The sequence below is a fragment of the Micromonospora sp. NPDC002411 genome (assembly GCF_053592955.1).
Genome location: NZ_JBSFBM010000059.1, coordinates 1 through 24,843 on the forward strand (window position 1 = coordinate 1; position 24,843 = coordinate 24,843).

20 protein-coding genes and 2 pseudogenes are annotated in these 24,843 nt (G+C 70.9%); 8 read left to right on the top strand and 14 right to left on the bottom strand.

The genetic code is table 11. The features are described 5' to 3' along the window. Nucleotides 1-81: 81 nt before the first annotated feature. Both ACWCO3_RS10175 and ACWCO3_RS10180 read left to right on the top strand, forming a co-directional pair. Nucleotides 82-363 (top strand): cellulose binding domain-containing protein, encoded by a 282-nt coding sequence (locus ACWCO3_RS10175; protein WP_450009490.1) that lies wholly within the window; start codon nt 82-84, stop codon nt 361-363. Between the two features lie 234 nt (nt 364-597). Continuing rightward, on the top strand, nt 598-1,959 hold the full coding sequence (locus tag ACWCO3_RS10180; protein WP_450009492.1) for a pectate lyase family protein: 1,362 nt from the start codon (nt 598-600) through the stop codon (nt 1,957-1,959). A gap of 39 nt (nt 1,960-1,998) precedes the next feature. Here the strand turns inward: ACWCO3_RS10180 and miaB are convergent, their stop codons facing one another. Further along, nucleotides 1,999-3,492 carry a tRNA (N6-isopentenyl adenosine(37)-C2)-methylthiotransferase MiaB gene (gene miaB, locus ACWCO3_RS10185; protein ID WP_145784936.1) on the bottom strand — a complete coding sequence of 498 codons (1,494 nt, stop codon included), beginning with the start codon at nt 3,490-3,492 and terminating at the stop codon, nt 1,999-2,001. Nucleotides 3,493-3,688: 196 nt separating this feature from the next. On the opposite strand from miaB, the pseudogene ACWCO3_RS10190 reads away from it, so the two are divergent. Beyond that, nucleotides 3,689-4,621, top strand: a pseudogene (locus ACWCO3_RS10190) (alpha/beta fold hydrolase). 47 nt (nt 4,622-4,668) lie between these two features. Here ACWCO3_RS10190 and fxsT read toward each other — a convergent pair. The 6 genes from fxsT to ACWCO3_RS10220 form a co-directional block, all read right to left on the bottom strand. After that, a complete protein-coding gene (gene fxsT, locus ACWCO3_RS10195) occupies nt 4,669-8,538 on the bottom strand; it encodes an FxSxx-COOH system tetratricopeptide repeat protein (protein ID WP_358162672.1) in 3,870 nt (1,289 codons plus the stop codon). Continuing rightward, entirely contained in the window at nt 8,535-9,806 is a 1,272-nt protein-coding gene (locus ACWCO3_RS10200) for a TIR-like protein FxsC (protein WP_358162670.1), read from the bottom strand. The genes fxsT and ACWCO3_RS10200 overlap by 4 nt, the downstream gene beginning before the upstream one ends. Further along, on the bottom strand, nt 9,803-10,462 hold the full coding sequence (locus ACWCO3_RS10205; RefSeq protein WP_167524908.1) for a TIR-like protein FxsC: 660 nt from the start codon (nt 10,460-10,462) through the stop codon (nt 9,803-9,805). The genes ACWCO3_RS10200 and ACWCO3_RS10205 overlap by 4 nt, the downstream gene beginning before the upstream one ends. 52 nt (nt 10,463-10,514) lie before the next feature. Further along, the gene (locus ACWCO3_RS10210; RefSeq protein ID WP_358162666.1) at nt 10,515-11,339 is read right to left on the bottom strand and encodes an aminoglycoside N(3)-acetyltransferase; all 825 of its coding nucleotides are present in this window, start codon (nt 11,337-11,339) and stop codon (nt 10,515-10,517) included. Then, the gene (locus tag ACWCO3_RS10215; protein ID WP_358162664.1) at nt 11,323-13,581 is read right to left on the bottom strand and encodes an FxsB family cyclophane-forming radical SAM/SPASM peptide maturase; all 2,259 of its coding nucleotides are present in this window, start codon (nt 13,579-13,581) and stop codon (nt 11,323-11,325) included. The genes ACWCO3_RS10210 and ACWCO3_RS10215 overlap by 17 nt, the downstream gene beginning before the upstream one ends. A 63-nt stretch (nt 13,582-13,644) precedes the next feature. Continuing rightward, complete coding sequence (locus tag ACWCO3_RS10220) at nt 13,645-13,833, bottom strand: hypothetical protein (protein ID WP_145784942.1); 189 nt, start codon at nt 13,831-13,833, stop codon at nt 13,645-13,647. Nucleotides 13,834-13,999: 166 nt separating this feature from the next. Between ACWCO3_RS10220 and ACWCO3_RS10225 the strand changes: the two genes are divergently transcribed. Then, complete coding sequence (locus ACWCO3_RS10225) at nt 14,000-14,248, top strand: DUF2277 family protein (protein ID WP_358162662.1); 249 nt, start codon at nt 14,000-14,002, stop codon at nt 14,246-14,248. Nucleotides 14,249-14,281: 33 nt separating this feature from the next. Here ACWCO3_RS10225 and ACWCO3_RS10230 read toward each other — a convergent pair whose 3' ends face one another. Continuing rightward, entirely contained in the window at nt 14,282-14,761 is a 480-nt protein-coding gene (locus ACWCO3_RS10230) for a hypothetical protein (protein WP_088990907.1), read from the bottom strand. A gap of 248 nt (nt 14,762-15,009) precedes the next feature. Continuing rightward, nucleotides 15,010-15,999 (bottom strand): selenide, water dikinase SelD, encoded by a 990-nt coding sequence (gene selD, locus ACWCO3_RS10235; RefSeq protein WP_145784944.1) that lies wholly within the window; start codon nt 15,997-15,999, stop codon nt 15,010-15,012. 195 nt (nt 16,000-16,194) lie between these two features. On the opposite strand from selD, the gene ACWCO3_RS10240 reads away from it, so the two are divergent. From ACWCO3_RS10240 to ACWCO3_RS10255, 4 genes are read left to right on the top strand one after another with little or no spacing between them, the layout of a single operon-like run. After that, on the top strand, nt 16,195-16,950 hold the full coding sequence (locus ACWCO3_RS10240) for an amino acid ABC transporter ATP-binding protein (protein ID WP_358162660.1): 756 nt from the start codon (nt 16,195-16,197) through the stop codon (nt 16,948-16,950). Nucleotides 16,951-17,006: 56 nt separating this feature from the next. Next, the gene (locus ACWCO3_RS10245; protein WP_358162658.1) at nt 17,007-17,885 is read left to right on the top strand and encodes a glutamate ABC transporter substrate-binding protein; all 879 of its coding nucleotides are present in this window, start codon (nt 17,007-17,009) and stop codon (nt 17,883-17,885) included. 41 nt (nt 17,886-17,926) lie between these two features. Beyond that, on the top strand, nt 17,927-18,634 hold the full coding sequence (locus tag ACWCO3_RS10250; RefSeq protein WP_358162656.1) for an amino acid ABC transporter permease: 708 nt from the start codon (nt 17,927-17,929) through the stop codon (nt 18,632-18,634). Beyond that, a complete protein-coding gene (locus tag ACWCO3_RS10255; protein ID WP_450009500.1) occupies nt 18,631-19,602 on the top strand; it encodes an amino acid ABC transporter permease in 972 nt (323 codons plus the stop codon). Before ACWCO3_RS10250 ends, ACWCO3_RS10255 begins: the two co-directional genes overlap by 4 nt. Before the next feature lie 100 nt (nt 19,603-19,702). On the opposite strand, the gene rny is transcribed toward ACWCO3_RS10255, so the two are convergent. From rny to ACWCO3_RS10280, 5 genes and pseudogenes are all read right to left on the bottom strand, one after another. Then, nucleotides 19,703-21,469 (bottom strand): ribonuclease Y, encoded by a 1,767-nt coding sequence (gene rny, locus ACWCO3_RS10260; protein ID WP_450009502.1) that lies wholly within the window; start codon nt 21,467-21,469, stop codon nt 19,703-19,705. Nucleotides 21,470-22,057: 588 nt separating this feature from the next. Then, on the bottom strand, nt 22,058-22,747 hold the full coding sequence (locus ACWCO3_RS10265; RefSeq protein WP_450009504.1) for a regulatory protein RecX: 690 nt from the start codon (nt 22,745-22,747) through the stop codon (nt 22,058-22,060). Between the two features lie 14 nt (nt 22,748-22,761). Continuing rightward, entirely contained in the window at nt 22,762-23,808 is a 1,047-nt protein-coding gene (recA, locus tag ACWCO3_RS10270) for a recombinase RecA (protein WP_145784951.1), read from the bottom strand. 184 nt (nt 23,809-23,992) lie between these two features. Further along, nucleotides 23,993-24,193 (bottom strand): DUF3046 domain-containing protein, encoded by a 201-nt coding sequence (locus ACWCO3_RS10275; RefSeq protein ID WP_145784952.1) that lies wholly within the window; start codon nt 24,191-24,193, stop codon nt 23,993-23,995. Nucleotides 24,194-24,197: 4 nt separating this feature from the next. Continuing rightward, nucleotides 24,198-24,779, bottom strand: a pseudogene (locus ACWCO3_RS10280) (MFS transporter); the annotation flags it as partial. Between the last annotated feature and the right edge of the window lie 64 nt (nt 24,780-24,843).

Below are 24,843 nucleotides of genomic sequence, written 5' to 3' on the forward strand. Positions count from 1 at the left end.
GGTTGCCCGGGCAGCACCTGCCGGCGACCCCATGAACGTATCAATCCCAGGAGTATCCCGTGGCTAGCGTGTGCGACGTCTGTGGTCAACGCCTGGCAGGGTGGCTTCCAGGGCGAGGTGACAGTGAAGAACACGGGATCGGCCGCGGTGAACCCGTGGTCGGTCACCTGGACGTGGCCGTCCGGGGTGACGCTGGGCAGTGGTTGGAACGCCACCGTCACGCAGTCCGGAACGACGGTCACCGCCGCCGCTCCGAGTCACGCGCCGTCCCTGCCGGCGGGCGGGTCGGTCACCGTCGGCTTCACCGCCAACGGCACGGCCAGCGCACCGGGCACTGTGAAACTCGGCGGCGCGAGCTGCTGAGCTGTCGGGACGGCCGGTGCGCGACGCATCGGCCGTCCCGACCATTTACATGCATGGCCTTCTATGCTTTCATCGGGAAAGCGCTTGCCTCACTGTCGGCGGGCGTAAGCGCGGGAGCCGCTTTCCTTCACGAACCTGCACTGGCGGGCCCGAGGACCACCGGTCCCGGCCGACCTCGCCGCCCACGGGCATGGGCGACGCGACGGTCCGTCCGCCTCATCGAAAGGGAGCAGCATGCGCACAGGACGGCGTCGAACGACGCTGATCGCCACCACCGCCGCAGCCACCGCGACCCTGGTCACCGCCGGTCTGCTGACCTCCGTGTCCGCCCAGGCGGCCGCCGGATGCCAGGTGGTCTACTCGGTAGCCAGCCAGTGGCCGGGCGGGTTCACCGGCAACGTCACAGTCACCAACCTCGGCGACCCGGTCTCCGGGTGGACGCTGCGCTGGTCGTACGGGGCCGGGCAGCAGACCAGCCAGGCGTGGGGCGCTACCGTCTCACAGAGCGGCAGCCAGGTCTCCGCGACGAACGTCGACTACAACGGCAACCTGGCGACCAACGGCACCGCCTCGTTCGGCTTCAACGCGAGCTGGAACAACTCCAGCAACCCGGCTCCGACCAGCTTCACCCTGAACAACGTCGCCTGCACCGGCAGCACCACGCCGACCACTCCGCCGCCCAGCACCCCACCGCCGACCACCCCGCCACCATCGAGCACTCCCCCGCCCGGCCAGCAGCCGTCGAACCTGGTCGGCTGGGCCACCCAGAACGGCGGCACCACCGGCGGAGGCAACGCCGGCACCACCACCGTCAGCAACGCCTCGAGCCTGACCAGCGCACTCAACGCGACAGGCGCCGCGGTGATCCGGGTGACCGGGACCATCACCTGCTCGGGGATGCTGCGGGTCCGGTCCAACAAGACCATCATCGGCAACTACGGGGCGACCATCGTCGGCTGCGGCTTCAACATCAACGGTGACCGCAACGTGATCATCCGCAACCTGACCTTCCGCAACTGGGACGACGACGCGATCAACGTCCAGGAGTCGGCCACCAACATCTGGATCGACCACAACAGCTTCAGCAACGGGTACGACGGCGCCGTCGACATCAAGCGCGGATCGGACTTCATCACCGTCTCGTGGAACCGGGTCTTCAGCCACGACAAGACCATGCTGCTCGGCCACAGCGACGACAACGCCAGCCAGGACGTCGGCCATCTGCGGGTGAGCTACCACCACAACTGGTTCGACGGCAGCAACCAACGCAACCCCCGGGTGCGCTTCGGCAACCCGGTGCACGTGTACAACAACTACTACCGGGCCAACGGCGGCTACGGCGTCGCGTCCACCGAGAACGCGGGTGTGCTCGTCGAGGGCAACTACTTCGAGAACGTCGACGACCCGTACCACCGTGGTGAGGGCGACTCCGGGCCCGGCAGCCTGGTCGCCCGCAACAACCACTTCGTCAACTCGCCCACCGGCCAGGCCGGCGGCAGCGTGGCCACCATCCCGTACTCCTACCAGCTGGACACCGCGAGCAACGTCAAGTCCATCGTGACAGCGGGCGCGGGCGCCGGCCGGATCACCGTCTGACCGAGGAAGGGCCCCTCGACGAGGGGCCCTTCCGTGCGGTCAGTGGGTGGCGCAGCCGGCGGTGGGCGCGGGCGCGACCGGCGGTGCGCCGATCGTCGGCAGACCGAGCAACACACCGGGGGTACGCGGGGAGCGCCCCGCCTCGGCCGCGTCGCCGGCCCGGGTACGGCGGTGTGCCACCAGCGTCCCGTCGGCGTTCAGGTGGTGCGGTGCCGCGTACGTGACGGTGGTGTGCACGATGTCGCCCGGGCGGATCTGGCCGGCGAGCGCTTCCCCGCCGGGGCCCTCGGTCGCGAAGTGCACCAGCCGCCCGTCGCGGGCCCGACCGGACATCCGGCCGGTGCGCTCGTCCTTGCGGCCCTCGCCGACCGCGACCAGCACCTCGACGGTCTCGCCCACCAGGCGCTTGTTCTCCGCCCAGGTGATCTCCTCGACGGTCGCGACCAGTCGCTCGTAGCGCTCCTGCACGACCTGCTTGGGCAACTGGTCGTCCATCGTCGCGGCGGGGGTGCCGGGCCGCTTCGAGTACTGGAAGGTGAAGGCCGAGGAGAACCGCGCCTCGCGGACCACGTCCAGGGTGCGCTGGAAGTCGGCCTCGGTCTCGCCGGGGAAGCCAACGATGATGTCGGTGGTGATCGCCGCGTCCGGCATCGCCGCCCGCACCTTCTCGATGATCCCCAGGTAACGCTCGGAGCGGTAGGACCGGCGCATCGCCTTCAGCACGTCGTCCGAGCCGGACTGCAACGGCATGTGCAGCGAGTGGCAGACGTTCGGCGTCTCGGCCATCGCGGCGATCACGTCGTCGGTGAAGTCCTTCGGGTGGGGGCTGGTGAACCGCACCCGCTCCAGCCCGTCGATGTCGCCACAGGCACGCAGCAACTTGCCGAACGCGTACCGGTCGCCGAACTCGACGCCGTAGGAATTGACGTTCTGGCCGAGCAGCGTCACCTCCAGCACACCCTCGTCGACCAGGGCGCGCACCTCGGAGAGGATGTCGCCGGGCCGCCGGTCCTTCTCCTTGCCGCGCAGCGCCGGCACGATGCAGAAGGTGCAGGTGTTGTTGCACCCCACCGAGATCGACACCCAACCGGCGTACGTGGACTCGCGGCGGGTGGGCAGCGTGGAGGGGAAGACGTCGAGGGATTCGAGGATCTCCACCTCGGCGGCGGCGTTGTGCCGGGCCCGCTCCAGCAGCACCGGGAGCGCGCCGATGTTGTGGGTGCCGAAGACCACGTCGACCCAGGGCGCCTTGCGGACGATCTCGCCCCGGTCCTTCTGGGCCAGGCAGCCGCCGACCGCGATCTGCATCCCGGGGTGCTTGTCCTTCACCGGGCGTAGGCGACCGAGGTTGCCGTAGAGCCGGTTGTCCGCGTTCTCCCGCACCGCGCAGGTGTTGAACACGACGATGTCCGGGGTGTCGTCGGTGGGCACCGCGCGCACGTAGCCGGCCTGTTCGAGCAGCCCGGAGATGCGCTCAGAATCGTGCACGTTCATCTGGCAGCCGTACGTCACGACGTTGTAGGTCCTAGCCACCCTCTTGGTGCCCCTTCCCCTCGGGCTACCAGGGTAGCGGCCCGTTCGGCGGCCCCTACCCACCGGCATTGACCCGGCGGCCCATAGCGGGCATCCACGACGGGCAGTACGCTGCACAACAAGAATGTGTTCTGGGCGATTTCGGGGGCTTTGCACTCGGCGCCGACGATGCGCGGCTCCGTTCACGGGGGAGCACATGACGACCCGCGGGAGGCCAACCGTGACGCGACAAGATGCGGCACAGCGCACCGTCACCACCCCGGACGGGCGGCACCTCGCGGTGGAGACCTCCGGCTCCCCGGACGGGCCCGCGGTCTTCCTGCTGCACGGCACCCCGGGCAGCCGCAGTGGCCCCCGTCCGCGGGGCATCGTCGTCTACCGCCTCGGCGTGCACCTCGTCTGCTACGACCGGCCCGGTTACGGCGACTCCGACCGGCACGAGGGTCGGCGGGTGGCCGACGCGGCGGCCGACGTGGCGGCGATCGCCGACCACCTCGGCATCGAACGGTTCGCGGTCGTGGGTTGATCCGGTGGCGGCCCACATGCCCTGGCCTGCGCGGCGCTGCTGCCCGACCGGGTCACCCGGGCCGCCGTGCTGGTGGGGCTCGCCCCGGCCGGCGCACCCGACCTGGACTGGTACGCCGGCATGGCGGAATCGAACGTGGAGGACTACGGGCAGGCCGACGAGGACCTGGCCGAGCTGACCCTCAACCTGAAGGTGCGCGCCGAGGAGGCCCGGCGGGACCCGATGACGCTGCTGGAGTTCCTCCGCCCCCAGTTGCCGGACGAGGACATCCGGGTCGTCGACGATGTCGCGATCCGCCGGCTCCTGACCGACATGTACGCCGAGGCGCTGCGGCACGGCCCCGAGGGCTGGATCGACGACGTGCTGGCTATCCGCCGTGGCTGGGGGTTCGACCTGGGAGCCATCCGTGCGGAGGTCCGGCTCTGGCACGGCGAGCAGGACCGCTTCTCCCCGGTGGAGCACTCCCACTGGCTCGCCTCGCGGATCTCCCGCGCCGAAGTCCAGGTGCAGCCCGGAGCCGCGCACTTCGGGGCGGTGGAGATCCTTCCGCAGACCCTGAGCTGGTTGGCCCGACCGGACCTGGCGACCAGCCCGCGGCTCTGACCGGCAGGCCGGGCCGGCAACCCGACCCGGCCGCCGGACCAGCCCGGTCAGATCGTGTGCGGGTCGATCACCCGGACCACGAACCGCCGCTCCCGCAGGGTCTGCACGGTCGGGTGCTCCAGGCCGATCACCTCGGCCAGCCGGTCCGCCACGTCGCCGACGTCCTCGCCCGCCGCCTCGCCACCGACGCGCCTCGACACCAGGGCGAGATCACCGAGACAACGAAGTGTGTCCGGGTGCTCCGCGCCGATCACCGCGGCCAGACGACCGGCGGTCTCCCGCAGGCGGTCCCGGGCCAACTCCCACTCCCCCTCCTCGGCGAGGCACACCGCGTGGTTCACCTCCGCCGCGAGGGTGTGCGGGTGGTCGGGGCCGAGGACCTTCCGCAACTCGCCGGACGCCTGGGCGGCCGACGCGCGCGCATCCGACCTGCGCCCGACCGCGCGCTCGGCGGCGGAGATGTTGCTCAGCGTCGCCAAGGTGTGCGGGTGCTCCGAACCGAGGTGCAGTTGCTCCTCGTAGGACTGCCGGACAGCGGTCATCTCGGTCAGCGCCCGGGCGCCGTCGCCGACGGCCAGCAGGTTCGCCGCACGGCTCGACCGGCACGCCACAGTGTCCGGGTTGTCCGGGCCGAAACGTTCGTCGAGCTCCCGGTAGGCGGTCTCGAACATCGGCGCGGCCTCGGCACCCCGGCCCGCGCTGCGCAGTGACACCGCCAGGTTGACCTGGGCGGCCAGACTCTGGCCGTCGTCCGGCCCGAGTACCTCGCAGTACGTCTCGTACACGGTCCGCAGCAGGGTCGCCGACCTCTCGTACTCGCCGGCCTCCCGCAGGTCACTGCCCAGGCGCACGGCGGACACCAGGGTGTTGGGATGGGTGGGACCGAGCACCAGCCGCCGCCGCTGGTGCGCCTCCTCGTCCCACCGGCGGGCCGCCCGGTAGTCACCGACGAGGCGGTACGAGACGGCGAGGTTGTTGGCGGCGCTCAACGTCCGGGGGTAGTCCTCGCCGAACCTCTGGAGCCAGGAGGCGTAGGTGGACCGGTCCTGTTCCAGCGCCTCGGCGTAGCGGCCGAGCGCGCGCAGGTCACCGCCGAGGCTGCCGGCGGTCATCAGCGTGTGCGGGTGCGTCGCGCCCAACAACCGGCGTTGCTCGGCCAACACCACCTCGTCCAGATCCCGGGCCTCCTCGAACCGGCCCAGGCTGCGCAGGATGTTCGCCCGGTTGAACCGCAGGTGCAGCAGGTGCCGACCCAGCACCGTCGGCTCTGTCTCGTCCCGAATGTCGCCGAGCCGTGCGGCCCAGATCTCGTTGACCTCCCCGCTGAACCCGAGGGCCTGGTCCAGACCGCCCCGCAGCCACAGATAGCGAACCCGATCGATCAGAAGTTGGCCGACCGATTCGTCCGGGCAGGTCAGCGCCTCGGACACCTCCAGGTGCGGCCAGAGCATGCGCAGCCGGGCCCAGGTGGTCGGGTCGTCCACGTCGCCGCGAGGCCGGGACGCGGCGAGCACCAGGTGCACCTGGTGCCGGGCGGCGTCGATCTCGTCCTCGGTCATCCGGTCGCGGACCACCGCCTGCAACAACCGGTGCACCTGGACCCGGCCGCCCTGGACGTCGAGTTTGAGCAGCGCCAGCCGGTTGATCTGCTGGACCAGGGCACCGCGCACGAGCCGCTCCGACACCGACGGGTCGAACGGCACGAGGGCCGCCGCCATCTCGTCGCTGTAGATGAGTTCCAGCGAGATTTCCGGTGCCAGCACCGAGCAGAGCTGCAACAGCCGGTACGCGGCGGGCGCCTGGTCGAGCAGCCGGTTCAGCGACAGGTCCCAGGTGGCCTCGACGGAGAGGGCGCTCGGGCCGTGCCGCTCGATCTGCCGCAGGTAGTCGCCGACCGACGTGCCGGTGTCGGCGAGCCAGGCGCCCGCCGCGGCCACCGCGATCGGCAGGTCGCCGAGCGCCTCGGCCACCCGGTCGGCCTCCTCGGCGCTGATCGTGGGCACCCGCTGGGCGAGGTGCGCGACGCTCTCGGTGCGGTCGAAGACGTCCACCTGGATCGGATTCGCCCGGTCACCCCAGGCGCGGTTGCGGGAGGTCAGCAGGACGTGCCCGGGGCCCTGCGGCAGGAAGGGCTCGATCTGGTCGAGTTCCTCGGCGTTGTCGAGCACGACCAGCCACCGCTCGTACGGTTCGCCCCGGCCGAGCACCTGCAGCACGGACCGGACCGTGTCGGGCAGGGTGGGCCCGGCGAGGATACCGAGGCGACTCGCGAGGTCGGCGAGGGCAGTGTCGACGAATTGCGGCGGGTCCGCCACGATCCACCAGACCACGTCGTACGCGGCCTTGAACCGGTGCACGTATTCCAACGCCACCTGCGTCTTGCCGACGCCGCCCATCCCCTGCAGGGCGACCGGCAGCACCACCGCGCTCCCCCCGCTCTGCAGTTGCGAGCGCAACCGGGCCAGGTCGTCCTCCCGGCCGGTGAACCGGGCGTTCCGGTTCGGGGCGTTGAAGATCAGCGGCTCGGCGCCGGGGAACCGGGCGCTTCCACCCGCCGGCCCGTCCGCCGACGACGGCACCGGTCGACCGACCAGCCGCAGCACCCGCTCCACGGCAGTCGCCGCGCTCACGTTGACCAGGTTGGTGGAACTCTGGGAGGGGAATTCCGTCAGCGGACGCAGGTCGGCGACGTACACCGCGAGCGCCGTGGAACCGGTGCTCGTGTCGCGATCGGGCAGACCGCCGGACGGCGTCGCCACGTAGGCCGGTGACACCACAGTCAACGTTCGTGGCGCCGGCGTGCCGGCCGACCCGACGGCCGTCGTGGGATCCACCACCCGCAGCCCGGCCGAGCTGAGCACCCGTTCCAGCCACTCGGCCCAGATGGCGTCCTCCGGGGCACAACGAAGCACGATCTGGTCGTCGATCGCCTCGGTGCGCCGGCGGAAACGGGCCTTGCCCCGCTCCCGTACCGACTCGTCCATCACCGGCAGCGCGGTCACCGCGCCGTCGGTGAGGATCCCGGTCAACGTCTCGAACGCGGCCAGCAGTGACGTCGGCGAGCCGGGCGGGTCACCGAACGTGGCAAGGGTCTCCTCGTACGCGTAGAACGGCCGGTACGGGACCTCGACCGCCGCCCAGTACCGCCGCCGCTCGGCCTCGGTCATGCCGGCCGGCAACCCGGCGAACCGGCGCATGGCCAGCAGACGTCCCGCCTCGGCCCGCTCCTTCTCGGCCTGGTCGACCCGCATCGGGACCGGCAGGACCCGGATGTCGCGCCGCCGGTAGCGGTCCCGTACCGAGTGCGCCACCCTCGCCGCGCCGTCGATGCCCTGGTCACTGAGCGTGAAGCAGTCGACCAGGGTGTCCGGCAGGTGCAGGGTGCAGATGTCGGCGACGTCGCTCAACCCCGTCCGGCTGTCGATCAGGGTGAAGTCGTACTGACGCTTCATGTCCGCGCGCAGCGCTTCGAAGAACTGCGCGCCGCCCAGCCGGTTGTAGAAGTTGTCCCAGTCCAGTCCGCTCACCGAGACCGCGTAGTCGCTGTTCTGCCGGCCCGCGGAGAGGAAGTCGAGGCCACCGCCGTTCGGGAAGTTCCAGCGCAGCGAGAACGCGTGTCGGCCGACCCGGGCGAACTGCTCCATCCAGCGGTCCGGTCGGTCGTCGACCCGGGTGGTCTCCCACTCGTAGTCGCGGATCATGTCGATCACACCGCTGGTGCCCTGGATCGCCTCGGCGTCGAGGAACGGGTGGAAGAAGCGGTGCAGTCCGGGCGACTCGAGGTCCCAGTCGGCCACCAGCACCCGCCGGCCGCTGGCCGCCAGGATCCAGGCCACGTTGGCCAGCGCCATCGTCCGGCCCGTCCCACCCTTGAACGAGTAGAAGGTGACGACCTGGCCTTCGCGATCGTTGTTCATCGGTTATCTCCGTGGGGACGCAATGGGGCCGGGTCATCAGGCGGGGACGCGGGGTCGGTGGGAGCGGCCGGGCCGGCGGCGGACAGGCCGTCACGCAGGCTCGGCACCGGCTCCGGCGGTGGTTCGAAGGGGACCACCGGGCCGTACTTGAGGAACTGTCGGCGGGCCTCGGTGACCAGCGCCGGCATCAGGTCGACGAACTCCGGCACCGTGCACGCGCGCTTGACCTGGGGCAGACCGGCGTCGTGCAGCAGTTGCGTGACCTCGGTCGCCCACCGGCTGGCGTCCTGGCTGTCGTCGTCGTCAGTGACCACCAGCGGAACGACCCACTCCCGCAGGCCGTGCAGCATGCGGGCAAGGACTTCGGCCGCGTCCGGCGCCGCAGCGATCCACGGGTCGACCAGCAGCACGGCGGGCCGGCGACCGAGCAGCCCGGCGGCCTGCGCGAAGTCGGCCGTACGGGCCGACAGCCCGAGTCGCTCGGCGGTGCTGGCCGCGTACTCGGCGGCGGGCAACTCCTGGCGACGCCCGTACGGCCGCCAGAGCCGGCCGCTGGCCGCGTAGCCGGTGGGGTCGCGATCGGTCGGCAGATGGTCCCGGGTCGGTGCCAGCACGGCGACGACGAAGTCCGGGTCGGTCGTCCCCGGGCGGACGACCTCGTCGAGGCCCGGGGCGCGGGACGGGCCCAGCGGCCGCCGTTCGGCGGTGTGCACGATCCGGCTGGCCAGGCGACTCAGCAGAAGCTCGTACTGCTCCCGGTACGGGGCCAGCATGCAGAACGCGCGCAGGCCGTCATCGGCGTACTCCGGGACGTCGCGGCCCAGGTCCAGGGCGCCGTCGAGCTCCGGATGGGCCTCCCACGGGGGGAACGGGATCCACAGCACCGGAACGAGGTGGCCGGTGGCGACCCGGGCCGACCCGGCGGCGGCCAGCCGGGCCCGGAAGGACTCCTGCTCCCCCAGCGCCCAGGGGCGGCTGAAGTAGCCGGGCGAGTAGAGCGGGACGAAGACCTCGGCGTCGCCGAGCGCCTCGGCGAGAGCTGCCTTCCAGTCTGCCCCCAGCGGGATCTGCTGGTCGAAGAAACCGATCCTCATCCCCGCCACCGGTCGCGCCTGCCGACGCACCTCGTCGGTCAGGTCGGCGAAGAACTTGCCGACCCAGACGTCGGCGTCGGCGCGGGCACCCGGCGGTGGTGCCGAATGCGCGTAGCTGAGGAAGAAGTACGTTCCTCGCGACGCCTGTCGACGCCGGTCCGCCGGCGGGCTCATCCCCGCTCCTCGGCGAACCGGTTGCACAGCTCGTCCACGCTCGTCGGCACCCAGGGCTCCACCAGGTACGACCGGTGGATGGCCACGATCCGCTGTGCGAGCCGCCAGACCACCGCCCGGTACGCGTTCTCCCACTGCATGGTCAGCAAGCCGTAGACCCCATCCCGCTGGTAGTGCACCGCGATGTCGGGATCCGGCATGGCGGTCGGGGTGAATCGTTGGATGTCGCGCAGCACCCGGGGCAGTGCCGTGCCGTTCGTCGGCGACCAGGTGACCGGCACGATCGCCGTCTCGTGCGGCGAGGCGGAGCTGTGCCGGGGGACGATCCGTCGGCGGGAGAACGCGTCCCACTCGCGACCACACCACTCGCTGCCGAGCAGCGCGCTGGACACCAGCGGGACGAAGACCTGGCAGGTGCCGGCGGCCTGGAGCAGCTCCGGACTCCACCGTTCACCACCGGCGATGGAGGTGTCCAGGAAGCCGGCGTCCACACCGGTCACCGGGCCGACCAGCTCACTGACGTGGACGGAGACGTCCTCGAAGAACCGGGAGACGTACTCGGCGGGTTTGCCGGTGGCCCGGCCGATGGGCGCCCGCGAGTAGCTGATGAAGAAGAGTGGCGCGCGCGTCCTGGAGGGTGCGTCCACTGTGCTCACCGCAGCCCCTCCGCCCTCCCCACGCGGCCGGACCATCAGCGTAGTCCCCGCGTCAACGCCGCACCGCCAGGCGGTTCGCGGCGAACCAGCCGACGGCGAAGTCCACTGCGGCTCGTGCCGGCAGCAGGCGAGCCTCGGCCCGGCCGACCCGACCGCGCTGGACGAAGGGCGTGTCGTCGAGTGCGGCGCCGACCTGGGGGAAGTCGGTGTCGTCCAGGTCGAGCGCGTGGAAGTCGAGACGGACCCGACGCCCGTCGACGAGCCGGAAGCAGTGGTAGTCGCGTTCGGGCGGCGGCACCGGCAGCCGGTACTCGGCCAGGTGCAGGGCGCTGCACGCCTCGTAGCCCGCGCCGAGCAGCAGGATCTGCCCGTCGGCCGCGTACAGGTTGCCCACCGGTGACCGTTCCCCCAGGTGGCAGGTGAGGTCGTGGCCGTCGGTGAGCTGACGCGCCCGAGGGCCGAGCGCGGCGAACGAGGTCTGCGGGTGGTCGCTGCGCACCGCGCCTGGCGCGCAGCGGACGTACTCGGCGAGGGCGCCCATCCGCTGCGAGGGGGTGGTTCGGCGGTCCCAGCCCGGCAGCGCCGCCTCGTAGCGGTCACGCTGCGCCCTGTCCATGCCGGCGACGGCCGCCAGGTGGGCCCGGGAGGTCGTCGAGTTGCCGTCGGTCTGGGTGGGCACCAGCAGCGTGCCGGCGGGGCCGAGGACGTCCCGCAGGGCCCCGGCGAGGGTCGCCGGGCCGTGCTCCAGCGGGCCCACCTGCCGCAGGCCGCAGTGCACCACCAGGCACACACCCGGGCGGACCCCCAGCGCCCGCAGGTCGTCGGCCAGGCGGGGCCGCCCCAGAGTGGGCCAGGGCCGCTCATCGGGACCCGACACGGGTCTCCTCCAGCGCGTGGCGCATCCGCTCGACGAACCGCTCACCAGCGCCGGTGAGCGATCGGCTGGCCAGGAGAGCGTCGACGCCGGCCCGGGTCCACGCGAGGTAGCGGGCGGTGTGCTCCGACGCGTCCCCGCCCTCGGTCTCCGCCCGCGACCGCCACACCTGGGTGACGGCCAGGTGGGCGTACACCCCCTGGAGGACGCCCTCGGGTGGCCGCGGGTCGGGACGCCACGGCACCCGGATCAGGGTGCCCTGACCCGGCGCGACCAGGTCGTACCGGTCGAGCACCGCGCCGAGCTTCGCGTGCTGCCACTCGTGCACGAGCAACACCGCCACCGTTTCCGCGTCGGGGTGGGGGGTGACGGCGACCGCGCCGAACGCGTGCCGGGCGGTCGCGCTCCGCAGGGGCCGCTCCGGATCGGGCATCAGCGGCACGACGGCCCGCAGGCCGCCGTCGAGCGCTGCCCCGTGTGCCGGCACGTCGCGGTGCACGACCTTCCAGGCCTCGGCGAGGGTACGGCCCAACGCCCGCACCGCCGGGGCCGTGAGGCCGGGCGCGACCGACTGGCCGTAGCAGTCGCGGTACGGGTCGTCGTCCTCGATGAGCAGCCGCCCGCCGGGCACCAGCACGTCGCGTGTCGGTCGCCAACCGGCTGACGGCTCACGCGAGTCGAGGTGAACCGTCCCGTCCGCCGAACCACCCCGGACCCGGAAACCCCCGGGCTGGACTGTCACCTCGGCGCTCTCCCCCAGGCCGGGCAGCACCAGACTGCCGAGCGTGGGCACCGTGATCACGTCGGGCCGCACCGGAACGTCCAATGTGACGGGTACGCCCGCCCGGACGGCTGCGGCGACGGCGAGGGCCGGCAGCGGGTCGACTGCCTCGCGGGCACCGGATCGGGTCGACGGGTCGAGACGACGCACCAACCGCGGACGGACGAACGGGTGTTCCAGGACCGCTCGGACCGCCGTCGGCGCCGTCACCTCGAGGTCGGCGAGCACCTCCCAGGCAGCCGTGGGGCCGAACATCTCCCGGCAGGCGGTCACCAACATCCGGGTGATGGCCACCTGGTCGTCGGCGAGCCGTCTGACGGTCTGCGGCGACCCGTGCCCGGTCGCCAGGTCGTCCAACAGGTCGTCGAGCGGCGTGGGGACGGGCGAGTCGTGGGAGGGCTCCGTATACGCGTCCACGCCCTCGATCAGGCGGAGCAGGTCGGCGCAGTAGACCGAGGGGTTGTCGAAGCCGGCGCCGGTGCGCCAGCGGTGGGCGTACAGACCGCTACCGCACCGGTCGACCACCGGGCAGGCCCGGCACGTCGCACAAAGCCCCTCCACGCCCTCCTGGCGGATGGCGACACCGGGGTGCCGGGCGGCCTCGTCCACCGAGTGGGCGAACACGTCGAACCCGGTGTCGGCCGCGCCGTGGTACGCCGTCTTCAACGAGTCGACCTGCTCCCAACTGCCGTCCGCCTCGACGACCAGCACGTCGGCCGGCGCGAGGCCGAACGCCTCGGTGCCGCCGCCACCCGGCCGCAGCGCCTCGAACAGCCGGAAAGACCCGGGGCGCCCGTCGTCCACCCACCTGCTGTGGATCCGGAGAAGCCAGTCCGCGTACGGGGTGGCACCACCGGGCCGCTGCGGCGGGTCGTCCCAGGTGGCGTGTGGCAGCAGCAGGTCGACCCGGGGCGGACTCTCGGCCACCAACGCCTCGTACACCCGGTCGGGATCGTTGCGGACGTCGACGGTGCACAGGATGCCGGCGTAGCTGCCGCGGAACTCCGGTTGCCGGAGCAGGGCCAGGGCCCGCCGAACGTGGTCGTGGCTGCTGCCGCCGTGGGCGAAGACCCGGTGCCTGTCGTTCGCCGTACGATCGCCGTCGAACGACACGCCGACCCGTACGCCGTACTCGACGAGCAGCCGGCACAGGTCCTCGTCGAGCAGTACGCCGTTGGTCTGCATGCGCAGGTCGAGTCGCGTCCACGGGCTGATCGCCGTGCGCAGCTCGGCCAGCACCTCGCGCAGCCCGGCGGCACCGAGCAGCAGCGGTTCACCCCCGTGCAGCACCACGTGCACGGTCGGCAACCCGTGCTCGCGGGCGTGCTCGGCGATGCGCCGTGCGGCGGAACGGGCCGTGGCCAGTGCCATCCGGACCGGTCGGCCCCGCCAGGTCTGGTCGGCGTGCTGGTAGACGTAGCAGTGGTCGCAGCTGAGGTCGCACCGGCTGTGCACCTTCAGCACGAACTGGCTGATCCGCCGGCAGGATCCATCCGCTCCGGGTGCACCGCACCGGCAGGTCATCTGTCAGATGGACGAGTTGAAGGCGGCGACGGCAACACTGCCGGACGCCTCGGACTGGCCCGCGACGACGCGCCTGCGGACCGCCTCGACCAGATCGGCGTGCTCGACGGCGATCCGCTCCAGCGGGGTGTGCAGGCTGCGGGTGAGGTCATCCAGGTCGGGACGGGGTGAGCGGGTGGGGGCGTGGTCCACAATGAGTCTCCGGGGGCCCGGGGCGCGGGGAGCGCGAGCGACGACAATGGCTCGAAAGGCTCTGGTCCGTGCCCAGGATAGACAAATATCGACCAAGTGTCACCGTCGGTACAGTCGTCGGCACCACGGGTGGCAGACCGCCGGACCCGACAGAGGAGGAGCGCACATGTGCCGGAGCATCAAGACGCTGCGTGAGCCGTTCACCCCGCAGGTGACGGACGCGGACGTCGAGGCGGCGGCGTTGCAGTACGTCCGGAAGATCTCTGGCTTCCGGGCGCCCGCCGCGCACAACGCCGCCGCGTTCGACGCCGCGGTGGCCGCCGTGGCCGAGGCGACGCGCACCCTGCTCGACCAGCTGGTGGTGCGGGGTGCTGGCTCGGGCACCCCGGACCCGCGGGCCGCCGCGTCCCACTGACCGCCGGATCGCCCGGCCCGACCTCTTACGAGGTCAGGCCGCGGCGAGCGCCGGGGCGATCGTGTCGGGCGCCCAGCGCGAGCGGTGGCACTGCGACCATCCCCGGCAACCCGGGTCGCCCAGCGTGCAGAGCCGCTTGCGGGTGAGCACCTCACCGTCGTCGGTGTCCCGCACGTCGAAGTGCACCGGGCGCACCGTGCCGTCCGGTGCCACGAGCAGGTGCCGGCCCGCGTCGAGCGTGTCGTCGCGCAACAGGCAGTTGCGGCCCAGCAGTCGAGCGAGCGCGGCGATGCTGGCGTGCTCGGGGAGCCGCTCGGGCACCCCGTAGATGTCCACCACCGTCGCAAACTCGCCCGGCGCCTCCCAGACGTCGCACACCACCGCGTACGCCGGCAGCCGGGCCGGATCGGCCACCGCCAACGGCATCACCACCCGACCAATGGCCTCGGCCAGCGCCGGGTAGACCTGGACGGGTTGAGCCCCGTCGATTCTCCAGTTCCACAGCTCGGTCATTTCGCCTCCTCGCTGCGTTCGTCCCCACCGGCCTCCGGATCGGGCCTTACTGACGATGGTGGAGGGCATTTGACCCCAGCCGGGCGCAAGTTACCGGTCTGTGACCATTCCGGGCAAAATTTCCCTGAGCGGCATTGCTCGGAGTAGCGGGAAGGTGACAGTTTATCGGGTACGGTGCGCCAGCCGCACCACCGCCGCCGCGTGTCCTCACGTTCCTCGCCGACGCCTGCCGGGGTGTGACGGATCGGTCAGCGCAGGACGACCAGGTGCTCGCCACGCGGCAGCAACTCGCCCACCACCGGGGCGCCGGGCACCTCGCCGGCCACCAGCAGGCCGCCGGAGGTCTGCGCGTCGGCCAGCAGCAACCGCTCGTCCGCCCCGACAGAGCCGAAGTCGGTCCACGGCGTCACCCACGCCAGGTTGCGCTGGCTGCCGCCGCTGACGTAGCCGTCGCGCAACGCCTCCCGGGCGCCCTCCAGGTACGGCACCCGGGCCGTGTCGATGGCCACCGTGAGCTGACTGGCCCGCGCCAGCTTCGAGGCGTGCCCGAGCAGACCGAACCCGGTCACGTCGGTGCCGCACCGGATGCCGGCGGCGACCGCCGCGCGGGCGGCGTCCCGGTTGAGCGCACTCATCGACGCCACCGCCTGCGGGAAGCTCTCACCGGTGTTCTTGTGCCGGGTGTTCAACACACCCACCCCGAGCGGCTTCGTCAGCGACAACGGCACGCCGGCACGCCCGGCGTCCAGGGTGATCAGCTCTTCGGGCCGGACCGTGCCGGTGACCGCCAGCCCGTACTTCGGGCCGTCGTCGTCCACGCTGTGCCCACCCGCCAGGTGGCAGCCGGCCTCCCGCGCCACGTCCTGCCCACCGCGCAGGACCTCGCCCGCCAACTCCATCGGCAGTACGTCGCGCGGCCAGCAGAGCAGGTTGAGCGCCACCAGCGGGGTGCCGCCCATCGCGTACACGTCGGAGAGCGCGTTGGCCGCGGCGATCCGACCCCAGTCGTACGCGTCGTCGACGACCGGAGTGAAGAAGTCGGCGGTGCTGACCAGACCGGTCCGCTCGTCCAGGCGTACCACCGCCGCGTCGTCGCCGTGGTCCAGCCCGACCAGCAACTCGGCGGTGCCGGTCGCCGGGCCGAGACCGGCCACCATGATCTCCAACTCGCCCGGAGGAATCTTGCAGGCGCAGCCACCGCCGCGGGCGTAACGAGTCAGCCGTACCGGTTCGGTCATTCCCTCATGATCTCGACAACGCGCCACGATCGCTACCGCTGCCACCCAGACGGTGACCGAAATCGGACCCGCGACGACGATCGTGACCGGTGTTACCGCTCCGTGACCCGCTGAGTTGCATTCCGCCACATCAGGCCGCCTACAGTGGCCGCACCGGGGGTCAACCGACCCCGATCCGGGAGACGACAGGGGACGGTGGACGACGTGACGACGGGCGAACCGCTCATCGTGCTGGACGCGGTCAACAAGTGGTTCGGGCCGCTGCACGTGCTGGACGACGTCTCGCTGTCGGTGGGTCGGGGCGAGGTGGTCGTGGTGATCGGCCCGTCCGGCTCCGGCAAGTCGACGCTGTGCCGCACCATCAACCGACTGGAGCCGATTACCTCCGGCACCATCACCTTCGACGGCCAGCCGCTGCCGGCCGAGGGCAAGCCCCTCGCGAAGCTGCGCAGCGAGGTGGGGATGGTCTTCCAGTCCTTCAACCTCTTCGCGCACAAGACCATCCTGGAGAACGTCACCCTCGGCCCGATCAAGGTCCGCAAGGAGAAGCCGGCCGCCGCCCGTGAGCGCGGCCTGGCCCTGCTCGACCGGGTCGGCATCGCCAACCAGGCGGACAAGTTCCCAGCCCAACTCTCCGGCGGGCAGCAGCAGCGGGCGGCCATCGCCCGGGCGCTGGCCATGCAGCCCAAGGCGATGCTCTTCGACGAGCCCACCAGCGCCCTGGACCCGGAGATGGTCGGCGAGGTGCTGGACGTGATGACCTCACTGGCCAGCGACGGCATGACGATGGTCGTGGTCACGCACGAGATGGGCTTCGCGCGGCACGCCGCCAACCGGGTCATCTTCATGGCCGACGGGCAACTGGTCGAGGACGCCCCGCCCGCGGAGTTCTTCGCGAACCCGCGCAGCGAGCGGGCCCGAGACTTCCTCTCCAAGATCCTCACGCACTAGGCGTCCGTAGTGGAGCGCGCCGCACTCGGTGGGCTCCGTCGAAGAAGGAGAAGAATATGCGTATCACGCGCGTTGCGGCAGTCGCCGCGGTCGCCGCTCTGGCGCTCGGCCTCACCGCCTGCGGTGGCGACGACGGCGGGGAGGGCACCGGCGCTGGCAGCAAGTCCTTCGCCGCCGGCAGCACCATGGAGAAGCTGAACAAGGCCCAGAAGATCAAGGTCGGCACCAAGTTCGACCAGCCCGGCTTCGGCCTGAAGGGCCTCTCCGGCAAGCCGGAGGGCTTCGACGTCGAGATCGCCAAGATCATCGTCAAGGAGCTCGGCATCCCCGAGGACAAGATCGAGTGGGTCGAGGCCCCCTCGAAGGTCCGCGAGGACGTCATCGTCAACGGCACGGTCGACCTGGTCGCCGCGACCTACACGATCAACGACAAGCGCAAGGAGCGGATCGCCTTCGCGGGCCCGTACTACGAGGCCGGCCAGAACATCCTGGTCAAGAAGGACGACACCACCATCACCGGTCCGGACTCGTTCAAGGACGGCACCAAGAAGGTCTGCTCGGTCACCGGCTCCACCCCGGCTGAGACGATCAAGCAGTACGTCAAGGACGTCGGCACCCAGCTGGTGCTCTTCGACACCTACGACAAGTGCCGCGACGCCCTCAAGGGCGGCCAGGTCAACGCCGTCACCACTGACAACGTGATCCTGCTCGGCTACATCGCCAAGGACGAGGCCTCCTTCAAGCTGGCCGGCAGCAACTTCACCAAGGAGCCGTACGGCATCGGCGTGAAGAAGGAGGACGCGGACTTCCGCAGCTTCATCAACGACACGCTGGACAAGGCGGTCGCCGACGGCAGCTGGAAGAAGGCCTGGGACGACACCGCCGGCAAGTTCGGCGCGGAACTGGGCTCGGCGCCCACCATCAACCGCTACTGATCTGATCCTTCGATCTGGAGGGTGGGGAGGAACACCGACCCGTGAACGTGCTCATCGACAAGTTCGACGTCTTTGCGGGTGGTTTCTGGCTCACCCTCCAGATCTGCGTTCTCGCCGCGATCGGCGCCCTCATCCTGGGCGCCGTCGTGGCGGTGCTTCGCATCTCGCCGGTGCCGCCGCTGCGCGCTCTCGGCACCGCCTACGTCAACGTCTTCCGTAACATGCCGCTGACCGTGGTGATGTTCTTCGCCGCGTTCGGCCTGCCGGCGCTCGGCTCCAACGCGGACTTCCTCCGCATCCCGGTGGTCGACTCGTTGTTCACCCGGCTCGGCACCGACCTGCCGTACTTCCGGTTCGCGCTGATCGCCCTCGTGCTGTACACGGCCGCGTTCGTCTGTGAGGCGCTGCGGTCCGGCGTCAACGCGGTGCCCGCCGGCCAGGCCGAGGCGGCGCGGTCACTGGGCCTGACCTTCGGGCAGAACCTGCGGTACGTGGTGTTGCCGCAGTCGTGGAAGGCCTCCATCGTGCCGCTCGGCTCGGTGATCATCGCGATGATCAAGAATTCGGCACTGGCCGGCTTCTTCGGAGTCGTCGGCGACCTGTCCGCCACGGCCGACCAGCTGACCGGCGCCGAGGGGTACGCCTTCATCCCGGTCGCCATCGGCATCTCGATCGGCTACCTGATCATGACCGTGCCGCTCGGCGCACTGCTGGACCGGATCGAGAAGCGACAGGCGGTGGCCCGATGAGTCAGCAGACCAGCGTCCTCTACGACGTGCCCGGGCCGCGGCAGCGGCGGATCACGCTGATCAGCAGCATCGTCGCCGGGGTGGTCCTGCTCGTCGGGGCGTACCTCCTGATCTACCGACCGCTGGACGAGAAGGGCCAGTTGTCGATGGAGTTGTGGGGTCCGCTCGTCGATCCCTCCAACGAGAACTTCTCCCTGGTGTGGGCAAGGATCGGCCTCGGCTTCAAGAACACCCTGATCGCGGCGGCGATGGCCATCGTGGCCTCGCTGGTGGTCGGCACGCTCCTGGCGGTGCTGCGGATCCAGCTCAAGAGCCTGACCGGTCGCAAGTTCACCGGCCTCGCCACGCCGCTGGCGTATCTGCTGCGCGGGCTGAGCACGCTGCTGTCCGCCATCACCCGGGTCTGCGTCGAGGTGTTCCGCGGCCTGCCGGTGGTGATCACCATCTTCTTCGTGGCCCGCGGCTTCCCCGAGTTCGGCCTCTACTTCGACAATCTCTGGTATCTGGTTATCGGCCTCACCATCTACAACTCGGTGGTGATCGGCGAGATCCTCCGCTCCGGCATGGAAGGGCTGCCGGGTGGTCAGCGGGAGGCCGCCTCTGCCATCGGGCTCTCCCCGATCCAGACCACCTGGATGATCCTGCTGCCGCAGTCCTTCCGGATCATGCTGCCGGCACTGATCAGCCAGCTGGTCGTGGTGCTCAAGGACACCTCGCTCGGGTTCATCATCAGCTACGAGGAGACCCTGAACATCGGCAAGCAGATCATCGGCGTGCTGGGCAACCCGATCCAGGTCTACGTCGTGATCGCCGTGCTCTTCATCGTGGTGAACTACTCGCTGTCGAAGCTCGCCCAGTACGTCCAGCACCGGCTCGCCAAGGGCCGCAAGACCGCGGGCACGCCGGCACAGAACCCACCGCCCGCGGCGCTGATGTCCCAGGCCGAAAGCTCCGGTACGGGCATCTGAACCAGCTCGTACGAGAAGGGCCAGCCCGTAGCGGGCTGGCCCTTGTCGTTTCGCTCGGCTCGTGATCGCCGACTTCGGTCGACCGGCCGGTCGCAGCGCCTCAGCGGGCGATCTCGGTGACCCGGGACTCGCGGACCACTGTGACCCGGATCTGACCCGGGTAGGTCAGCTCCTCCTCGATCTGCTTGGCCACGTCGCGGGCCAACACTGCCGCTCCGATGTCGTCGACGTCGTCCGGCTTGACCATCACCCGGATCTCCCGGCCGGCCTGCATGGCGAAGACCTTGTCCACGCCGAGCTTGCCGGCCGCGATCTCCTCGATCCGCTCCAGCCGCTTGACGTACGCCTCCAGACTTTCCCGGCGCGCGCCCGGCCGACCGCCCGAGCAGGCGTCGGACGCCTGGGTGAGGACGGCCTCGATGGTCTGCGGGGGCACCTCGTTGTGGTGCGCCTCGATGGCGTGCACCACGTCCTCGTGCTCGCCGTACTTGCGGGCCAGGTCCGCGCCGATGATGGCGTGGCTGCCCTCCACCTCGTGCGTGAGCGCCTTGCCGATGTCGTGCAGGAACGCCGACCGCTTGATGATGGGCACGTCCAACCGCAGCTCGGCGGCCATGATGCCGGCGATGTGGGCGGTCTCGACCAGGTGCTTGAGCACGTTCTGTCCGTACGAGGTGCGGTAGCGCAGGCGGCCGAGCAGGGTCACCAGCTCCGGGTGGATCTCGGTGATGCCGACCTCGACCAGGGCGTCCTCGGCGGCGCGGAGGCAGAGCTCCTCCACCTCCTGCCGGGCCAGGTCGTAGACCTCCTCGATCCGGTGCGGGTGGATCCGCCCGTCCAGCACCAGCTTCTCCAGCGTCAACCGGCCCACCTCCCGGCGGACCGGGTCGAAGCAGGAGAGCAACACCGCCTCGGGGGTGTCGTCGATGATCAGGTTGACGCCGGTCACCGACTCGAAGGCGCGGATGTTGCGCCCCTCCCGGCCGATGATCCGCCCCTTCATCTCGTCACCGGGCAGGTGCAGGACGCTGACCACGCTCTCCGCGGTCTGCTCGCTGGCGACCCGCTGGATCGCGTCCACCACGATGTGTCGGGCCCGCTGCTCGGCGGTGTTGCGCGCGTCGGACTCGATGTCCCGTACGAGCAGTGCCGCCTCCCGCTTGGCGGACGTCTCGATCGCCTCGACCAGCTCCAGTCGGGCCGACTCGGCGGTGAGCCCGGCGACCCGCTCCAACTCCCGACGCCGGAGTTCCTCCGACTCGGCCAGCTCGACTTCCCGCTGGGCGAGCGCTGACTCCCGGGCGGCGAGGTCGGCCTTCGCGGCGGTGAGCTGCCGCTCCCGCTCGGCGAACCGCTCCACCTCCTCGGTGTGCATCCGCTCCCGCTCGTCCATCCGGGCGGCCCGACGTTCCACCTCGGCGGCCTGCTCCCGGGTGGTGGCGGCCAGCACCGCGACCTCCCGCTCGCCGCTGCGCCGCGCTGTCGTCCGCAGCTGCTCGGCGTCCGCCTCGGCCTGCTTGTGGGCGCGCTCCAGAACGGTGTCCGCCTCGGCGCGGGCGTCGTCGAGCACCCGACGCGCCTCGGCGCGGGCCGCCTTCGCCTCCGCCTTCGCCGCCGCCGCCTCGGTACGGGCCGCCGCTGCGGCGGACTTCGCCACGTCGATCGTGCTGTTCGCCTCGTCGGCCGCCGTCCGCAGGGCAGCGAGCGACTGCTCCTGACGATCCTTCTCGGCGATGAAGGCGGGATCCTCCGGAGCCGGCCCGACACCCATCCGGCGCATCGTCCGGATGCCCACCAGCACGGCCCCGATCACCACCACAGCGAGGACGAGGACGGCCGCGAGGAGCACGACATCGAAGGCGTTCATGCCGGGACCCCGTCGGGTCTACCGGTGAACCTGTGCCGCCGCCCCGCCATGGCCGCCTCCCCTAACGTCGAGACCGCAGCGACCGTGCCGGGGGCACACTCCTGCGGCTGTGGACGCCCGACCGGAGCGGCTGGCCGTGGGTAGCTCTCTCCGCCGGCGGTGCCCGCGGGCAACGTCGGCGACCGGGTGCAGTTGTCGCGGCGTCCCGGACCGGCCAGTCCGGAGCTGCCGCCAAAGGCCGCGGAGTCGGCCAAAGTGATGCTGTCTTGTTACGCGATCTATGTTGTGCGCTTAGCCTGCAATGGTCGGGCAATGTGAGCCTGTATGGCGAGGCTAGGTCTCCGGGGGTGCTCTGGTCAAGGACTCATGATCAAACCCCCCGAACGGAGAGAAGTTGAATCGTCACCCAAAGCTGATGTCGTTGCGGACACAGGGTGACAAAAACGGCGACCTGGCAGGCGCGATTGACATGTCGTACCTGTTCAGGGACGACGACACAGTGGGCAGAGCCGACTTTGTGACAACCATGACGTCGACACCGAGCCGCCGCCCGCCGTCACCGTCGAGCCCGACAGCCCCGCGGGCCGGTCACTCCACCGCGCGGGTATCGCGGTCCAGGTCGCCCTCGGCGTCGGCGAGCGCGTCAGCGTCGATCTGCTCGGCGAACTCGGCCGCCTCGGCGCTCTGCGCGGCCAGCGCATCCTTCACCGCCCTGATCGCGACCCCCGGCGGGTAGCCCTTGCGGGCCAGCATGCCCACCAGCCGGCGGAAGATCGCATCGGGCTCGCCGCGGGCCGTGCGCAGCTTGCGCTCCACGAGACCGCGGGCGGTGTCCGCCTCGGTCTCCTCGTCCAACTCACCCAACGCCTCGGTGGCGACGTCACCGTCGACGCCCTTTCGGCGCAGCTCGTTGGCGAGGGCACGGCGAGCCAGCCCGCGACCGGTGTGCCGACTGGACACCCACGCTCGGGCGAACGCGGCGTCATCGATGATGCCGACCTCGTCGTACCGGTCGAGCACCTCGGCCGACACCTGCTCGGAGATGCCCCGTTTGGCCAACGCCCCGGCCAGCTCGGCCCGGGTGCGTGGCCGGACGGCGAGCTGGCGCAGGCAGATCTCGCGCGCCACCTCGGACTCGTCGCGCGGTGGGGGCGCCGGTTCATCCGCCGACGACTCGGCCCGGCGCCCCCGACGGGGACGCGGTGGGTCAGCGGCGTCGCCCGCACGGGGCGGACTGGCATCCCAGCCCCGCCCCGTACGGGCACGTCGTCCTGCCATCGGTCAGCGACCGGTCAGAAGTCGACCGGCGGCAGCTCCGGGCCACCGGCGGCGTCACCCGCGCCGACACCGACGCCGAGCTTCTCCAGGATCTTCTTCTCGATCTCGGCGGCCACGTCCGGGTTTTCCTTCAGGAACTCCCGGGCCTTCTCCTTGCCCTGACCGAGCTGGTCGCCGTCGTACGTGTACCACGCTCCGGACTTGCGGATGATCGCCTGCTCCACGCCAACGTCGATCAGCGAGCCCTCACGCGAGATGCCCTTGCCGTACATGATGTCGAACTCGGCCTGCTTGAACGGCGCGGCGACCTTGTTCTTCACGACCTTGACCCGGGTGCGGTTGCCGACCACGTCGGTGCCGTCCTTGAGGCTCTCGATGCGTCGCACGTCGAGCCGGACCGAGGCGTAGAACTTCAGCGCCCGACCACCGGTGGTGGTCTCCGGGCTGCCGAACATGACACCGATCTTTTCCCGCAGCTGGTTGATGAAGATCGCCGTGGTGCCGGTGTTGCTGAGCACACCGGTGATCTTCCGGAGGGCCTGGCTCATCAGCCGGGCCTGGAGACCCACGTGGCTGTCGCCCATCTCGCCCTCGATCTCGGCGCGCGGCACCAGGGCCGCCACCGAGTCGATCACGATGATGTCCAGAGCGCCGGAGCGGATCAGCATGTCCGCGATCTCCAGCGCCTGCTCGCCGGTGTCCGGCTGGGAGACCAGCATCGCGTCGGTGTCGACACCGAGGGCCTTCGCGTACTCCGGGTCGAGCGCGTGCTCGGCGTCGATGAAGGCGGCGATGCCCCCGGCCCGCTGGGCGTTGGCCACCGCGTGCAGGGCCACCGTGGTCTTACCGCTGGACTCGGGACCGTAGACCTCGACCACCCGGCCACGCGGCAGACCGCCCACGCCGAGCGCCACGTCGAGCGCGATGGAGCCGGTCGGGATCACGGCGGTCTGGATGACCGGCCGCTCCCCCAGCCGCATCACCGAGCCCTTGCCGAATTGCTTGTCGATCTGAGCGAGAGCAAGGTCGAGTGCCTTCTCCCGGTCAGGCCCTGCTGCCATGGTTGCCACCCCTGCCTTCGCCGGCGTCTTTGCTGAGCTTCGCGTCACGCGGACACGCTAGGCGCTAGGTCCGACAGAAAACCAGCCGACGGGCCGCGAGCTGTGGACGAGCACCCCGCTGTGGACAATAGCCGAACAGGTGTACGACTCGACAAGCGACACGCGGAAGTGATGAAAAGGCTGCTCAGCGTAGTCGGGCGGGCACTCGGTCGGGGTACGCGGCACAGACCGCCCGCCACACCACGTTCGTCCGCTCACCCGACGCCAGCGCCTGCTCGATGGTCCGTCCGTCGAGCTGGGACAGCACCTGGTCGCGGGCGATGCTCGCCGCGTAGCCGGGCCCGAACGCCTCCTCCAAGCGCGCCCAGAAGTCGGTCAGCCGCACGTGATCAGCCCTCCTCGTCCGGTGCCCCGGTCGGCACCGGGCGCAACGCTAGCGCCACCAGGGGCGCCGCCGCGACCGCCGCGAGCAGGGTGAGCACGGGATAACCGGCGAACTGCATGACAAACCCGCTGACCACGGCGGCGGCAGCCCCGGCCAACCCCATGACCAGGTCGCAGAACCCCTGGACGCTCGGCCGCACTCCGGCCGGCACCGACTCGGACAGCAGCGTCGAGCCGGCCACCATCGTCCCCGACCAGCCCAGCCCGAGCAGGACGAGACCCACCGAGAGCCGGGGTGTGTGGTGTCCGGCGGTGCCGGCGACCGCGCAGGCGGCCAGCAGAAACCCCACCCCGCCGAGGATCACGGCCCGCCGGCCGAGCCGGTCGGTGAGCCAACCCACCACCGGGGAGAACGCGTACATGCCCGCGATGTGCAGGCTCAGCACGATGCCGACCAGGCGCAGCACGTCGGCGTCGGCGTGCGACTCGCCGAGCCGGACCGGGGTCATCGCCATCACCGCCACCATGACCAGGTGACCGACCGCCACGGCGGCGACGCCGAGCCGGGCGCCGGGTCGCGCGCGTATGTGGTGCATCGACGACATCGGGCTCCACGGTCCCGGTGCATTGAAGGAGGTCACCGATGAAGAG

Excerpts from the sequence above, each read along its gene's own strand:
- ACWCO3_RS10180 (WP_450009492.1), top strand. The coding sequence starts at position 598 with ATGCGCACAGGACGGCGTCGAACGACGCTGATCGCCACCACCGCCGCA.
- fxsT (WP_358162672.1), bottom strand. The coding sequence starts at position 8,538 with ATGAACAACGATCGCGAAGGCCAGGTCGTCACCTTCTACTCGTTCAAG.
- ACWCO3_RS10200 (WP_358162670.1), bottom strand. The coding sequence starts at position 9,806 with ATGAGCCCGCCGGCGGACCGGCGTCGACAGGCGTCGCGAGGAACGTAC.
- ACWCO3_RS10225 (WP_358162662.1), top strand. The coding sequence starts at position 14,000 with ATGTGCCGGAGCATCAAGACGCTGCGTGAGCCGTTCACCCCGCAGGTG.
- ACWCO3_RS10230 (WP_088990907.1), bottom strand. The coding sequence starts at position 14,761 with ATGACCGAGCTGTGGAACTGGAGAATCGACGGGGCTCAACCCGTCCAG.
- selD (WP_145784944.1), bottom strand. The coding sequence starts at position 15,999 with ATGACCGAACCGGTACGGCTGACTCGTTACGCCCGCGGCGGTGGCTGC.
- ACWCO3_RS10245 (WP_358162658.1), top strand. The coding sequence starts at position 17,007 with ATGCGTATCACGCGCGTTGCGGCAGTCGCCGCGGTCGCCGCTCTGGCG.
- ACWCO3_RS10255 (WP_450009500.1), top strand. The coding sequence starts at position 18,631 with ATGAGTCAGCAGACCAGCGTCCTCTACGACGTGCCCGGGCCGCGGCAG.
- rny (WP_450009502.1), bottom strand. The coding sequence starts at position 21,469 with ATGAACGCCTTCGATGTCGTGCTCCTCGCGGCCGTCCTCGTCCTCGCT.
- ACWCO3_RS10265 (WP_450009504.1), bottom strand. The coding sequence starts at position 22,747 with ATGGCAGGACGACGTGCCCGTACGGGGCGGGGCTGGGATGCCAGTCCG.
- recA (WP_145784951.1), bottom strand. The coding sequence starts at position 23,808 with ATGGCAGCAGGGCCTGACCGGGAGAAGGCACTCGACCTTGCTCTCGCT.